Below are 14215 nucleotides of genomic sequence, written 5' to 3'. Positions count from 1 at the left end.
CCCATGAAACGCACCATCTTCGAAACCGAACATGAGCAGTTGCGTGAGAGCGCGCGCGAGTTCCTGGCCCGCGAATGCGCGCCGAACGTCGAGAAGTGGGAGGCCGCGGGGCAGGTCGACCGCGAGGCCTACCGTAAGGCCGGCGACGCCGGACTGCTCGGCTTCAACATCCCCGAGGAGTTCGGTGGCGGTGGAGTCACCGACGACTTCCGTTTCAATGCCGTTGTGGTGGAAGAATTCTCCCGGTTCGGTGGTGCCGCGCCCGGTCTGAGCCTGCAGAATGACGTGCTCGTCCCGTACTTTCTGGACCTGGCCAACGACGAGCAGAAGGCCCGGTGGATGCCCGGAATGGCCACCGGCGAAACGATTCTCGCCGTCGCCATGACCGAACCCGGTGCCGGAAGCGACCTGGCCGGTATCAAGACCTCGGCACGCGACGAAGGCGATCACTACGTCCTCAACGGATCGAAGACCTTCATCTCGGCCGCCATCAACTCCGACCTCGTTGTCGTGGTGTGCCGCACCAATCCGGATCCGGCCGCCGGTCACAAGGCCTTCTCGCTGCTCGTCGTCGAACGCGACATGGAGGGCTTCGAGCGCGGACGCAAGCTCGACAAGATGGGCCTCAAGGCCCAGGACACCGCCGAACTGCAGTTCACCGATGTCCGTGTGCCCAAGGAGAATCTGCTCGGTGTCGAGGGCCGCGGCTTCTATCACCTGATGCAGAACCTGCCCTCGGAGCGGTTGTCGATCGCCGTCGGTGCCACCGCCGGTGCCCGAGGGGTCTTCGAGGAGACCCTGCAGTACACCAAGGACCGCAAGGCATTCGGCAAGCCGATCGGCTCGTTCCAGGCCAACCGCTTCTACCTTGCCGAGATGTCGACCGAACTCGACATCGCCGAGCAGTACATCGACCGCTGCCTGCGCGCGGTGCTCGACGACGACCTGACCGCGGTCGACGCCGCCAAAGCCAAGTGGTGGTGCACCGAAACCGCCAAGAAGGTCATCGACCGCTGCGTGCAGCTGCACGGCGGCTACGGGTACATGAACGAGTACAAGGTCGCCCGGGCCTACACCGATTCCCGTATCCAGACCATCTTCGGTGGCACCACCGAGATCATGAAGGACCTCATCGGCCGCGACATGGGGCTGTAGTAGACCCGCGCCGTCGACGAAAACCCGCGGAAGAATGTGCTTCCGCGGGTTTCTTCGTCTTCGGCCGAGAGTTTCCGGCCGGGGAATCGGAAAGTGGGGGAGGAGTGTTCGTCCCCCACTTCCGCCATCCCTCGCTTCGGTCACCGCCGACCGACTACCCGCAGCAGTGCTTGGCCGTGCTGGGCGGCACGTTCATCACCGGGCACTTGTCGGTGAAGTTGTAGGGCTTCAACGTGAATCCGGCGTAGTCGACCGGCATGATCGGCCAGTCCTCGGTACGCGGGAAGTGGGTGATCCCGAAGGTGTGCCACACCACGATGTCCTCGCCGTCGAGGGGGCGATCGGCCGAGAGATAGGCGGGTAGGCCGTCCGTGCCCGAGCTCTGGTTGACGAAATCGCCTGCCGCATAACGTTCCGACGCATCGTAGGCGCTCACCCACACCTGATTGGTGGTGAATGCGGCCCGCTTGGCGATCGATGACGCGGGGTCGGCGAGCAGCATCGGGGTCTGATGGGCGTGAAGTGCGTACGCCGGGTGGTGACCCATCCGGCCGGTCTTCTCGGTGTTGACGATGTGCCAGGTGCGGCCCGCCGCCGCATTGGCCTGCCGCACTCCGTCGGCCTCGGAGCTGATACGGGTGGTCTGCGCGGTGAACGCGTTACCCCACGGATTGCCCTCTCCCATCGGCACACTCACCGCGTCGATCTCGTCGACGGCGTTGGTCACGCCGTCGACGGTCATGTCCAGGCGTGCGCTGAACAGGTGCTGGTGATAGGGCAGACCCAGACCGGGCGCGACGTGGCTCTGGTAATCCGACCCCTCCTCCGGGTAGGCGGCGGTGAAGGCCATGCCGGTGAGCTTCGCCTCGAGTTCGATGGTGCCGTCGAGGTAGAGGTACCAGTAGAAGCCGTAGTCGTAGTTGCCGACGGTGGTGAAGAAGCTGATCACCAGGCGGCGCTGACGCCGCATCTCACTCATGCCGGTGAAGATGTCGGTGTGCTTCCACAGCGTGCCGTAATCCTCTTCATGCATGCAGATCGCATTGGTGATCGTGCGGGGCGAGCCCTGCTCGTCGGCGAGGGTGGCGTCGAAGTAGTAGATCTCGCCGAGGCAGTCACAGCCCAGGGTCAGTGAGTTCGTGTAGCGCCCGTAGACGTACTCGCCGGTGTCGAAGTAGTTCTGCCAGTAGCGGTTCGGTGACGGATCGCCGTACGGCACCACCATCTCGTTGATCGACGCGCGGTAGGCCACGTCGCGATTCTGATACTGCAGGTTGCGCAGGATCAGTCCCTCGCGGGCGTCGAAGGAGATGTCGAGGGACCAGTTGGTCCAGTCGATGTGCTCCCCGGTGACGGTGAAACTCGGCCCCTCGGGCTGGGTGATGTCGATCGGCTTGAGGCCCTGCAACGGCTCTCCGGCGATCTCGGTGGTGTCGAAGTTCCCCGATTCGGCGGGAACGTCGAAGATCCGGTAGTCGACGATGTCGATGATCTCGCGGTTCACGATGTCGACGTAGGCGCACAATCCGTCGACGGGATGGGCCCAGGGCAGGTCCCTCTCGTGCTCCTGGACGAAAGCGAAGGAACGAATGATTCGGCGGCCCTTCTCATTCGGGTTGTCGTACGTACCCGCCGACAGCGGCACGGCGACCGTCGTGGCCGGGTCGACGCCGCGTGCCCGCAGCGCCTCACCCCAGCGGGGTTCGGTCGCGAGGAACTCCGACACGATCGCGAATTCCTCGTCGAGGATGGGGAGTTGGCCCACCTCGGGATCGACCGGGGTGCTGGCCACGAGACTCCCGTCGGTCAGCGACACCAGATTGTCGGTGGCTGCACCGGATACGATGTCCAGCAGCATGATCCGGGCACGGCGCTGAATTGCCGGGCCGTTGCCGGAGCGGTGCGCCAGCACGGCGGCCTTGTCCGGTTCGTCGAGTCCGACGTAGACGAAGCGGGTCGTGGTGGTGACGAGTCCGGCGCCGTTGAGGATGTCGCGGGCGGCGGTGATCTCGTCGGCAGTGAGGCTGCCCAGTACCGGGGCGGTGACGGTCTCGGGGGCGATGGTCATGGTGTTCCTCTCAATTGGTGGTGGGAGGCCGATTCCTGGTGAGTGGCGAGGTCAGGCCGCGATGGCGGAGGTCAGTGAGTCATAGGCGGTCTCGTTGCGACGGCGCAGGATCAACGCCTGGACGACGCCGATGAGGACCGCGGCGACCACCAGGGCGAAGAAGAAGTCGGCCAGCGACTGTGACCCACCGATGAGGGTCGGGAAGTTGGCGACGACGGCGATCAGCGTGACCCCCAGGCCGAGGAGACCGAGGACGGGTGCGACGACCGAACGCCACACGCCGGCGGCGATCTTCTTGCGCCGGAAGTAGACGATGACGGCGACGCAGGTCAGTGCCATCAGCACCACGATGCCGAGCGTCGCGACACCGGAGAACCAGGCGAAGACCTGCAGTTCGGGATCGAGTCCGAGGGCGGCGAACAGTGCCACCAGCGCCACCGCGGTGGTCGTCTGCACGAAGGAACTGACGTGCGGTGACAGGTGCGTCGGGTGGATGGTGCCGAGGCGGGACGGCATCGCCGTCGCGTTCGCCATCGAATGCTGGTAGCGGGAGATCACGTTGTGGAAACTGAGGATGCAGGCGAACAGGCTGGTGATGAGCAGGATGTTGACGGTCGTCGACGCCCAGGGGCCGAGGTAGGTCTGCGCGGTGGCCATGATCATGCCGGCCGGATCCTCGGCGGCCGCGGCCACCACATTGTCCGGGCCCCACGCCATCACCAGCGCCCACGACGTGAAGGCGTAGAACACGTCGATCAGGAGCACGGCGACGTAGGTGGCGCGCGGGATGGTGCGGTCGGGATCGCGGGCCTCATTGCGGAAGATCGCCGTCGCCTCGAAGCCGATGAAGCCGGCGACGGCGAACATCAAACCGATGCCGGGAGCGCCGGAGAAGACCGCCGACGGGGTGAACGATTCCAGCGACAACCCTTGTGCGCCACCCTGAACCATGATGGCGATGTCGAGGATGAGCACGATGCCGATCTCGGCGATCAGCAGCAGTCCCAGCACCTTGGAGCTGAGCTCGATGTGGCGGTAGCCGAGTACTCCGGTGAACGCGGCGACGGCCAGCGCGCAGGCCCACCACGGGATGTCCGGGCCACCGAGGTCGACGATGCCCGAGGAGATCAGCACACCGATCAGCCCGTACACCGCGACCTGCACCATCGTGTAGGTGAGCAGTGCGAGATGGGCGGTGCCCAGGCCGAGAGGCCGGCCGAGGCCGTAGCCGACGTAGGTGAAGAAGGCGCCGGGACGCGGGATATGGCGGGCCATCGTCGACAGGCCGACCGCGAACAGCAGCAGCACCACGGCGGTGACGACGAACATCGCCGGCACACCGGGCCCGTTGCCCAGCAGGAACGCGATCGGCACGCCGCCGCCGACGACGGTCAGCGGTGCGGCCGCCGCGACGACCATGAAGACGATCGCCCCCACACCGAGGGAACCGGACAAGGATTGGGCGGTGGGAGCCGAGGCTGTCCCCGGGGAGGTCGTCGCGGCGGAGGCCGCGCCGGCGTCGATGGATGTCATGGGTGTGTCTTTCGTGGCAGGGGCGCGCAGTGGGATCGGGCGCCGGGGATGAACGCATCGGGCCGCAATGCCCGTCGTGCATCCAGAATCACGGTCGCTCATCGCCACGGAGTTGCTCCGCCGTTAACCGTTGTGACACCCCATCGGGAATCGGCCGGGCCCGACGACCCGTTGCATGTCACCGCGCGAACACGGGCCCGAAACACGGCGGCAACACCGCGTCACTAGCGTCGCGCCCTATGTCCGAGCCCGTAGCCGATGGTGCCGGGCGCCGCGCTCGGGTGCGCCTGCGGTTGGGTGCCCGGACGCAACTTGCGGGCCTCGACCGCCGCACCCTGGGCTTCGGCGACGTCGTGGCCCAGTCGGTGGCGGTGATGGCACCGTGTGCCGCGGCCGCCACCATACCGATGCTGGTGAGCCAATCCGGCGGGCCGCTGGTCTGGAGTGTCCTCGGCGCCGCGGTGTTGTCGGCGCTGGTCGCGGTCACCCTGGGCGCGTTCGCGTCGCGGATGGCCGCCCCGGGTGCGCTCTACACCTACGTCGCCAAGGGATTGGGATCGACGAGCGGGCTGATCACGGCCGCCGCGATGGTGCTCGGGTACGGCGCGTTGAGTGTACTCATGCTGTCGCAGATGTCCTGGTACGGGCTGCGCCTGATCGGTGTCGACGATCCCGGACCCGTGCAGATCTGCGTCGCCGCCACCGCGCTCGCCGTGTTGTGCGCGGTCCTGCTCATTCGCGGAATACGCTTCTCGGCCAGGGTGGGACTGGTGGTGGAGGCCGTCGCCGTCGTCGTGCTGTTGGCCGTCGTGGTCGCACTGCTCGTCCGAACCTCTCCGCATTCGTCGTTGTCGGCGATGGTGGCCGGCCCGGAACGCATGACCGATCTGTTCAGCGGCGTTGCCATCGGCGTGTGCGGACTCATCGGATTCGAGAGCGCGGCAACGGTGTCGGTGGAGGCGCGGCGACCGCTGCGCACCGTTCCGCGGGCCATGCGCGTCTCGCTCGGCATCGGGGTCGTCGTCGTGGTTCTCGCCACCGCGGCACAGGCGGGCAACCTGTCGGTGTTGGAGGCCATCGCGGGCCTCGGCAGCGGCGACCTCGGTGTTCTCACCCGGGAACTGGGGGTCGGGTGGGTCACGCCGATCGTCTACATCGGGGTGTGCGCGTCGTTCCTGGCGTGCATGCTCGCCAGCACGACGGCGTTGACGAGGACATTGCTGTCGCTGTCGCGTGAGGGTGTCGTGCCCGCGCCGCTCGGGCGCACCCATCCGCGATACAAGACCCCGGTGGTGGGGGTGGTGATGTCGGTGGCGCTGATCGCCGCGGTGGTGGTCGTGAGTATCTTTGCGGGGGCGTCGGCCAACAGCGTCCGTGGGTCGATGGCGTCGGCGCCGGCGATCGCGTTTCTCGTGGCGTACGCCCTGGTGTGTGTCGCGGCGCCGGTATTCCTCTATCGGACCGGTGAACTGCAGCCGCGGATCGTCGTCGCCGCCGCGCTCGGTTCCGTCGGGATCGTCGCGATCCTCGTGGTCTTCATCGTCACCAACATCGGTGGGGTGTGGTGGCCGGGGATCCTGGCGGCGGTGGCCTGGCTGGTGATCGCGGCGCTGGGCTGCGTGGTCTTGCGTGTCGTGCGGCCGGAGTTGTTGGCTCGGGTCGGTATTCACGAAACGCCGACCCGTTCCGAAGTCTGGAGTGGGCATCTGGACACCGACGACATCGCCGTCGTCGGGCCGACCCGATGAGCCCGGCCTTCGCCGGCGATTCGTCGTCGCGGTCGGTGATCAACGCGCTGCAGATCCTCGAAGAAGTGGCCACGATCGGGCCCGGTGTCAGTGCCGCCGAACTGTCGCGGCATCTGGGACTGTCGAAGTCGGCGATCTACCGGCTGGTGAATCTGCTTGCCCAGGAGGAGTATCTGGTCCGGACTCCCGATCTCGGCGGGTTCGCGCTGGGTGCCAAGATCGAGCGTCTCGTCGGAGTCGCGTCGGGCTCGACGGTGCCGGAACAACTGCGCACCACCCTGGATGAGCTCCGGGGTGGGTTGCGCTTCGGCGTGCACCTGTTCGGCTGTCACCGGCCCGGTACCGCGCGTGCGCGTCTGAGTCTGATCGACATCGACCCCGACTATCCACTCAGCGATCCCGGGCGGCTCCTGCACGATCTGACCGCCTCGGCCGCCGGACGTCTCGTACTCGCCGTCGGATCGGGACATCCCTCGGCGGCACCGGAATTCGTCAGTCAAGTCGGATCGTTCATCCACAATTTCGGCTGCGTGGCGGTGCCCGTCTGGGGGCGGGACGATGAGTTGAGTGCCGTGCTGGTGATCTCGGCGCCGGCCAAGCACATCGACAACGCCGACGCGCTGGCGCGGTTGCTGAGCGAGCCGGCCGCCCGGGTGGGGGCCATCCTGCGGGCCGAGGGCTGAGCTCGGATTCGGGTTATGTCTCCTGCGCGCGTTCACCCAACGCGTGCAACAACTCCCGGAGCCGGCCGAGATGCACGTCGAGGTGGGAGAGATCGCCGTCGCCGAGGGTGAGGGCGCGGAACACGAGGCCGTCGACGGCGGAGAAGACCACCTCCACGGTGGTGTCGTCGTCGGGAAGGTGCATCCGCCGCAACGATTCTCCGATGGACTCGGCATATCGCGCGTAATAGCGCTCGACGTGCGGCCGTAGCTCGGGACGGCGACGGGACTCGAGCACGAGTTCGTACTGGAAGACCTGTTCGTCGAGGGTATCGCTGACCAGGCGCGACAGTCCCGCCATGAAGTTGTCGACGCTGTCATGGCCGCCGGATAGGGCCGAATCGGCGATGCTGACGTCAACGCAATGCTCGAGGGCGGCCTCGAGGAGGGTGTCCAGATTGGCGAAATGATGCTGCACCGTGCCGTGGGTGACGCCGGCGGCCGCGGCCACCGCACGGTAGGTCAGTTTCCGAATGCCTTGTGTGGCAACGATGGTGATGGTAGCCGACACCAGGGCATCCCGGCCGGTGCCGTAGCCGGGACGGGCGCCGGAGGTGGGCGTGGAGACGTTGTTCACGACGGTGGCTCCTCCTCCCGATGCGGTTTACCCAAAGGGAACATACCAGCACTCATCCGAAACATTACGTTTGTAATGTTGCTGGCAACCGCAGGGTATCGACGTCGATGCGACTGCGCGACCGATGACCTCACCCACACGTCAGGACCCACGATCATGACCGAAACGACCCGACCGACCACCGCCATCGACTTCCGCTACCTGTCCGAGCAGGACATGATCGCCGCCGGCGTCACCGACATGGCCGCCTGCGTGGACGCCATGGCTGAGACCTTCGTGCTGCTGCACCGTGGCGACTACCGGATGGCCGGACCCAACGCGGACTCGCACGGTGCGATGATCACCTTCCCCGATGAATCCGAGTTCGAGACGATGCCGGCCAACACCGCCGACCGTCGCTTCATGGCGATGCCCGCCTACCTCGGTGGCAGCTTCGGCACCAGTGGAATGAAGTGGTACGGATCGAACATCGCCAACCGCGAGAAGGGGCTTCCCCGTTCGATTCTCATGTTCATGCTGAACGACACCGACACCGGTGCCCCGCTGGCACTCATGTCGGCGAATCTGCTGTCGGCGTATCGCACCGGCGCGGTTCCCGGCGTCGGCGCACGACTGCTCGCCCAACCCGACTCGCAGGTCATCGGCATCGTCGGACCCGGCGTGATGGCCAAGACCTCACTAGCCGCGTTCGTGGCGACCTGCCCCAAGATCGACACCGTCAAGATCAAGGGCCGCGGCCGAAAGAGCCTGGACACCTACACCTCCTGGGTCGCCGAGCAGTTCCCGCAGATCGAGGTGATCGAGGTGGACACCCTGGAAGAGGCCGTCCGCGACAGCGACATCGTCACCTTCTGCACCTCCGGTGAGGCCGGTGATCCGTCGACCTATCCGACGCTGACCCGCGACTGGATCAAGCCCGGTGCCTTCCTGAGCATGCCGGCCGGCTGCAACATCGACGAGACCCTCCGGGGTCCCGACGTGCGCAAGGTCGTCGACAACACCCGCCTCTACGAGGCCTGGGCGGAGGAGGCCGGACACCCGTCGCACAACGTGATCCCGATCATCGGCTGCAAATTCCTCGACATGATCCACGACGGCACGATGGACCGTGACGAACTCATCGACCTCGGTGCGGTGGCCGCGGGCGATGTGGTCGGTCGTCGCAGCGACGACGAGATCGTGCTGATGTCGGTGGGCGGCATGCCTGTCGAGGATGTCGCGTGGGCAACGGTGGTGTACCGCAACGCCGTCGAACGCGGCATTGGGACCTCGTTGAACCTGTGGGAAAGCCCGGTGCTGGCGTGAGTCCCGCCGCGCGACGTTCGGTGATCGTCGTCGGACTCGGCTCCATCGGGTCGATGACGCTGTGGCAGTTGGCCTCCCGGGGTGTGGATGTGCTCGGTATCGAACAGTACGGGCGTGTCCACCCCAATGGGGCCTACGCGGGGGAATCCCGACTGTTCCGGGTCGCCGCCAAGGAAGGCGAACTGTTCACCCCGGCGTTGTTGCGCTCGCGGGAACTGTGGCAGCAGTTGGGTGCCGCCTACGGCAGCGACGTCCTGCTGCCGGTGGGTGCGCTGAGCGTGGCGCCCGCCGACCACCCCGATCTGGTGCCGACCCTCGCCGCGATCGACCAGTTCGATCTGCCGCATGAGGTCTTCGATGCCGCGTCATTGCGAGAACGGTTCCCCCAGTTCGCCATCGATGACGGCGACGTGGGTGTTCTCGACACACTGGGCGGCGCGATGCGGCCCGAGATGGCCGTCGCGGCAGCCACGGATCAGGCAGTTGCGCACGGTGCTTCGATGCTCTACGACACCACGGTGCTCGACATCGAGGACACCGGGCACGGGGTCAGGGTGAGCACCACCCGGGGTGAGTACCTCGCCGATCAGGTCATCGTCACCGCCGGTCCGTGGACCACACAGGTACTGCCCGGCCTCGCCGACATCGTCACGTCCAAGACGTTCGCGCTCACCTGGCTGATGCCGCGCCACGTCGACCTGTTCACCCCGGATCGGTTGCCCGGCTTCATGCGTGACCGCGACGACGTGCATGCGTTCGGCGTGCCGACACTCGACGGGTACAGCATCAAGATCTGCCCGCATCTCGACTTCGACACCGCCACCGAGCATCCCACGACACTCGACGGCGATCAGTTGCGCTGGGTCGGCGAGCAGGCACAGCGGCTGATGCCCGATCTCATCCCCGAGGTCGTCCGGTGGTCGCTGCACGCGGATTCGTGGACGCAGACGAAGATGCCGGTCATCGATCGAGTCGGTGACCGGGTTGTTGTGGCAACGGCGATGAGCGGCAACGGTTTCAAGTTCGCACCGGTGTGGGGTGAGGAACTGGCGGCGATGGCGCTCGGAGAGCCGGTGCGGTTCGTCGGGGATGCGTTCACCGTCGACGGGCACCGGAGTGTGGCGGTGTCCTGACCACTACCCGGTCACCACACCCGCGACGAGGTTGATGGTGGTGGCCAGGATCACCGCACCGAAGACGTAGGAGATCAGGCAGTGACGCAGGGCCACCGCACGGATCGCGGAGTCCGAGACCGACGTGTCGGACACCTGATACGTCATGCCGAGGTTGTAGCTGAAGTAGAAGAAGTCGCGGAACGCCGGCGGGTCGTCGGAGTTGAAGTCGATGCCGCCGGGCGTGGCGTCGGCGTAGTACATGTAGGCGTACCGGGTGGCGAACATCAGGTGCACGCTCGCCCAGGCGAGGAAGACGCCGGCCAGAGCGAGTGCCGCCGGAGGCCACTGCGCGTGGGAACCACCCTCGATGAGCAATCCGACGATGCCGCCGAGAGCGGAGAGGGCGGCGGCGATGACGATGATCTCGTCGACCTGCGGCCGGAAATCCTCGCGCGCCACATGCTCCTTGGTTTCGGCGCCGTCCATCGGCCACAGAGCGAGCCAGCCCATCAGCACGAACGCTCCCGCGGTCCCGACGATGCCGACGAGCAGTCCGTGTCCGATGTCGTCGATGAGCACGCCGGTGGCGGTGCCGGCCACGACTCCTACGGCCACCGCGGTGAGGATGCGGTGGGTCGCGGCGATCGGCGTTATCTGCATGCTTCAGTGATAGTGGTTCGTCAGCCGTTTGCGGCTGTACGACGCGGCGTGTGGCACCCCGATGCCGTGTGGATCCGGTCTCCCGGCACCCTGGAGGCATGTCCACCTGGGAATTGATCGCGGTGCTCGCCGCCGGGTTCGGCGCCGGAGCCATCAACGCTCTGGTCGGTAGCGGAACACTCATCACCTTCCCCACGCTCGTGGCGTTCGGGGTGCCCCCGGTCAGTGCGACCATCTCCAATGCGATCGGATTGGTCGCCGGCGGCGTGTCGGGAACGTGGGGGTACCGGCGAGAACTCGATGGGCAGTGGCCGAGGCTGCGGTGGCAGATCCCCGGGTCGTTCCTCGGTGCGTTGCTGGGATGCTTTCTGTTGCTGCATCTGCCGGAGACGGTGTTCGAGGCGGTCGTACCGGTGTTGCTCATCGGTGCGCTGATCCTGGTGGTTCTCGGACCCCGGATCCAACGGTGGTCGTTGCAGCGGTCGAGGGCAGGCCATGACCCGGATGTGCCGATCTCCCAGGCATTTCCGCTGACGCCCACGCGCCTCGCCGCGATGACGGCGGCCACCTTCCTCATCGGCATCTACGGCGGCTACTTCACCGCCGCGCAGGGCATCCTGCTGATCGGTGCCATCGGTGTGATCGCCCCGGACGACATCCAGCGCCTCAACGCGGCCAAGAATCTGCTGTCGTTGATCGTGAATGTCGTTGCCGCCGTGACCTACACGATTGTCGCGTTTGACCGGATCGAGTGGGCGGCGGCCGGGATGATCGCCGTCGGTTCGCTGATCGGCGGCGTGGTGGGTGCGCGGTACGGGCGGCGGTTGTCGCCGTGGACGCTGCGCGTGGTGATCGTCGTCGTCGGTCTCGTCGGCCTGTGGCGGCTGCTCGCCTGAGTTCTGAGGTTTCACCGTCGATGGGATGGCCACCGGGTAGCGTGCGACAGGTCAAACTGCAGTCGAGACGAAGGTGAGTGACACGAGATGTCCGAGGTGATCGTGGTGGCGACAATCAGCCCGCAGGAGGGCAGGGAAGCCGAGGTCAAGGACGCGATCCTGACTGCCATCGACAAGGTCCACGGCGAGCCGGGCTGCGAACTGTACGCATTGCACGAAGCGGCCGTCGGCACCGATTTCGTGATGATCGAGAAGTGGGAATCGGCCGACGCCCTCAAGGTGCATGGCAGCGCACCGGCGCTCGCCGAACTCGGCGCCGCGATCGGTCCCCTCCTCGCGGGGCCGTTGGACGTGAAGACTTTCACCGCCGTCCCGGCCGGCGACGCAAACAAGGGCGCCCTCTAGGTTCCGTCGACCGCAGTCGACCAAGGAACGGCCGTCTCGCAGACGGCCGTTCCTTGTGAGGATTCCCCGACCCGCGCTCTCTCACTGCGTTGACAGCGCTCTCTTCCACGTTGACAGCGCTTTGTTCGACGCTGATGGCGCCCGGCCGGTGTGAGCCTGGCGCCGTCAGACGTCAAGCGAGCGCTGTCACGTCATCGGTGAGCGCTGTCAACGTCGGTCCGGGCGCTGTCAACGACGACGAGGGCGCTGTCAGTGGGGGCGAGGACGCTGTCAACGGTGTCGGGCTGCGCGGCCTGTCGGGACCGGAGTGCGAGGACCGAGTGACGACGGCCGTAGAGCAGGTAGACGACGACGCCGATCAGCATCCAGACGACGAACCGAATCCAGGTCTCCACCGACAGGTTGATCATCAGCCACCCGCAGGCGACGATCGCGAGGATCGGGACGAATGGGCTTGCCGGAACCCGGAAGCCGCGCTTGAGATCTGGTCGGGTGCGACGCAGGATCAGCACACCGGCGCAGACGAGCACGAAGGCGAAGAGGGTGCCGATGTTGACCATCTGCTCGAGCACACCGATCGGGAACAATGCGGCGATCACCGCGACCACGACGCCGACGATCATGGTGACGCGCACCGGATTTCCCGACGCGTTCGTGGTTCCCCACGATCGCGGGATCAGGCCGTCGCGTGACATCGCGAACAGCACACGGGTCTGACCCAGCATCATCACCATCACGACCGTGGTGAGGCCCGCCAGGGCGCCGACGTTGATCGCGGTCTGTGCCCAGGTGACGCCATGCGCCTCGAATGCGGTGGCCAGGGTGGCGCTGCCGTCGCCGACCAGCGGGCTGCCGGGCCGCAGTTCCTGATATCCGACCATGCCGGTCAGTACAACGGTCACCGCCACGTAGAGCACGGTGACGATCGCGAGGGACCCGAGGATGCCACGCGGAATGGAGCGTTGCGGGTTCTTGGTCTCTTCGGCGGTGGTCGCGACGACGTCGAAGCCGATGAACGCGAAGAAGAGCAGGCTTGCCGCGGCCAGCAGTCCGTACCAGCCGTAGTTACTGCCGTCCGACCCGCTCAGCGCCGCGAACAGGGTCTGCTGCAGTCCCGCGTTGCTGTCGGTGTTCGGTTCTGCCGCAGGCACATACGGATGATAGTTCGCCGTGTTGATGAAGAACGCGCCGACGATGATCACCAGCAGGACCACCGCCACCTTGATGGCGGTGATGATGGCCGAGACGCGTGAGGACAACTTGACCCCGAACGCCAGGGTCAGGGTGATCGCGCCGATCACCGCCACCGCACCCCAGTCTGTGTCGATCCCGCCGATCGAGATGGTCGTCGGCAGACCGATGAAGTCCGACAGATACAGCGACCATCCTTTGGCGACAACCGCACTGGCCAAGGCGAATTCGAGGATGAGGTCCCACCCGATGATCCAGGCGATGAATTCGCCGAAGGTGGCGTAGGAAAAGGTGTAGGCGCTGCCCGCGACCGGGACGGTGGACGCGAACTCGGCGTAGCACAACGCCGCGAGACCGCACGCCACCGCGGCGAGGATGAACGCCAAGGACACCGACGGCCCGGCCATGTCGCCGGCGGTGCGGGCGGTGAGGGTGAAGATGCCCGCTCCGATCACCACGGCGACCCCGAAGGCCGTGAGATCCTTGGTCGTCAGGTCCTTGCGCAGCTTGCTGCGCGGTTCGTCGGTCTCGGCGATCGATTGCTCGACGGATTTTGTCCGCCATATCCCGGTTCCGGCATATGTGTTCTCCTCGTTGCGAGTTCGCTACGCGCAGTGCATCTCTGACTGCCGACCTGACACGGGGGTACCCGTGGCACGCACTGGGGTGCCTGCGCGCACGAGGGCTGTGGCCGGTGCGGGCAGACGATGATCGGCAGTGCTCGTCATGCAATCAGTGTGACCTGGGCCACGCCAAGGAGAACGGCGATCCCGGTGCCGATACGCAAAGAAGTCGAGCACGCCGCCGCAACCGGTGAAAATTCTTGTGTTCGACGGCGAC

Annotated in this window: 12 protein-coding genes; 7 read left to right on the top strand and 5 right to left on the bottom strand. The window is 66.2% G+C overall.

What is annotated here, in order from left to right; all coding sequences use genetic code 11:
- Positions 1 to 3 precede the first annotated feature (3 nt).
- The gene (locus ACWDPV_RS03545) at positions 4 to 1155 is read left to right on the top strand and encodes an acyl-CoA dehydrogenase family protein (protein WP_449741768.1); all 1152 of its coding nucleotides are present in this window, start codon (positions 4 to 6) and stop codon (positions 1153 to 1155) included.
- Between the two features lie 154 nt (positions 1156 to 1309).
- On the opposite strand, the gene ACWDPV_RS03540 is transcribed toward ACWDPV_RS03545, so the two are convergent.
- Both ACWDPV_RS03540 and ACWDPV_RS03535 read right to left on the bottom strand, forming a co-directional pair.
- On the bottom strand, positions 1310 to 3223 hold the full coding sequence (locus ACWDPV_RS03540) for a primary-amine oxidase (protein WP_348809911.1): 1914 nt from the start codon (positions 3221 to 3223) through the stop codon (positions 1310 to 1312).
- Positions 3224 to 3274: 51 nt separating this feature from the next.
- Positions 3275 to 4756: an APC family permease gene (locus ACWDPV_RS03535; RefSeq protein WP_449741767.1), complete on the bottom strand. Its 1482-nt coding sequence runs from the start codon at positions 4754 to 4756 to the stop codon at positions 3275 to 3277.
- Positions 4757 to 4995: 239 nt separating this feature from the next.
- Here ACWDPV_RS03535 and ACWDPV_RS03530 point away from each other — a divergent pair, with 239 nt between their 5' ends.
- Both ACWDPV_RS03530 and ACWDPV_RS03525 read left to right on the top strand, forming a co-directional pair.
- Complete coding sequence (locus ACWDPV_RS03530) at positions 4996 to 6504, top strand: APC family permease (RefSeq protein ID WP_449741766.1); 1509 nt, start codon at positions 4996 to 4998, stop codon at positions 6502 to 6504.
- Positions 6501 to 7187, top strand: a complete 687-nt coding sequence (locus ACWDPV_RS03525) for a helix-turn-helix domain-containing protein (protein ID WP_348809915.1) — start codon at positions 6501 to 6503, stop codon at positions 7185 to 7187. Before ACWDPV_RS03530 ends, ACWDPV_RS03525 begins: the two co-directional genes overlap by 4 nt.
- 13 nt (positions 7188 to 7200) lie before the next feature.
- Here the strand turns inward: ACWDPV_RS03525 and ACWDPV_RS03520 are convergent, their stop codons facing one another.
- On the bottom strand, positions 7201 to 7803 hold the full coding sequence (locus ACWDPV_RS03520; protein WP_449741765.1) for a TetR/AcrR family transcriptional regulator: 603 nt from the start codon (positions 7801 to 7803) through the stop codon (positions 7201 to 7203).
- Positions 7804 to 7959: 156 nt separating this feature from the next.
- Here ACWDPV_RS03520 and ACWDPV_RS03515 point away from each other — a divergent pair, with 156 nt between their 5' ends.
- A complete protein-coding gene (locus ACWDPV_RS03515; protein WP_348809917.1) occupies positions 7960 to 9108 on the top strand; it encodes a tyramine oxidase subunit B in 1149 nt (382 codons plus the stop codon).
- Positions 9105 to 10241: an N-methyl-L-tryptophan oxidase gene (gene solA / locus ACWDPV_RS03510; protein ID WP_348809918.1), complete on the top strand. Its 1137-nt coding sequence runs from the start codon at positions 9105 to 9107 to the stop codon at positions 10239 to 10241. Before ACWDPV_RS03515 ends, solA begins: the two co-directional genes overlap by 4 nt.
- 3 nt (positions 10242 to 10244) lie before the next feature.
- On the opposite strand, the gene ACWDPV_RS03505 is transcribed toward solA, so the two are convergent.
- Positions 10245 to 10883 (bottom strand): DUF1345 domain-containing protein, encoded by a 639-nt coding sequence (locus ACWDPV_RS03505; RefSeq protein ID WP_348809919.1) that lies wholly within the window; start codon positions 10881 to 10883, stop codon positions 10245 to 10247.
- Positions 10884 to 10981: 98 nt separating this feature from the next.
- Here ACWDPV_RS03505 and ACWDPV_RS03500 point away from each other — a divergent pair, with 98 nt between their 5' ends.
- Together ACWDPV_RS03500 and ACWDPV_RS03495 are read left to right on the top strand one after the other, a co-directional pair.
- Positions 10982 to 11779, top strand: a complete 798-nt coding sequence (locus tag ACWDPV_RS03500) for a sulfite exporter TauE/SafE family protein (RefSeq protein WP_348809920.1) — start codon at positions 10982 to 10984, stop codon at positions 11777 to 11779.
- A gap of 87 nt (positions 11780 to 11866) precedes the next feature.
- Positions 11867 to 12184: a putative quinol monooxygenase gene (locus ACWDPV_RS03495; protein WP_449741764.1), complete on the top strand. Its 318-nt coding sequence runs from the start codon at positions 11867 to 11869 to the stop codon at positions 12182 to 12184.
- Between the two features lie 191 nt (positions 12185 to 12375).
- On the opposite strand, the gene ACWDPV_RS03490 is transcribed toward ACWDPV_RS03495, so the two are convergent.
- Positions 12376 to 13941, bottom strand: a complete 1566-nt coding sequence (locus ACWDPV_RS03490) for an APC family permease (protein ID WP_449741900.1) — start codon at positions 13939 to 13941, stop codon at positions 12376 to 12378.
- Positions 13942 to 14215: the final 274 nt, after the last annotated feature.

The organism is Gordonia sp. NPDC003504 (assembly GCF_053587995.1).
The sequence above is the reverse complement of the archived record's forward strand: the minus strand, read 5'-3'. Positions and strand labels throughout refer to the sequence as shown.

Coding starts and splice junctions, on each gene's coding strand:
- ACWDPV_RS03545 (WP_449741768.1), top strand. CDS start 4: ATGAAACGCACCATCTTCGAAACCGAACATGAGCAGTTGCGTGAGAGC.
- ACWDPV_RS03540 (WP_348809911.1), bottom strand. CDS start 3,223: ATGACCATCGCCCCCGAGACCGTCACCGCCCCGGTACTGGGCAGCCTC.
- ACWDPV_RS03535 (WP_449741767.1), bottom strand. CDS start 4,756: ATGACATCCATCGACGCCGGCGCGGCCTCCGCCGCGACGACCTCCCCG.
- ACWDPV_RS03530 (WP_449741766.1), top strand. CDS start 4,996: ATGTCCGAGCCCGTAGCCGATGGTGCCGGGCGCCGCGCTCGGGTGCGC.
- ACWDPV_RS03525 (WP_348809915.1), top strand. CDS start 6,501: ATGAGCCCGGCCTTCGCCGGCGATTCGTCGTCGCGGTCGGTGATCAAC.
- ACWDPV_RS03515 (WP_348809917.1), top strand. CDS start 7,960: ATGACCGAAACGACCCGACCGACCACCGCCATCGACTTCCGCTACCTG.
- ACWDPV_RS03505 (WP_348809919.1), bottom strand. CDS start 10,883: ATGCAGATAACGCCGATCGCCGCGACCCACCGCATCCTCACCGCGGTG.
- ACWDPV_RS03500 (WP_348809920.1), top strand. CDS start 10,982: ATGTCCACCTGGGAATTGATCGCGGTGCTCGCCGCCGGGTTCGGCGCC.
- ACWDPV_RS03495 (WP_449741764.1), top strand. CDS start 11,867: ATGTCCGAGGTGATCGTGGTGGCGACAATCAGCCCGCAGGAGGGCAGG.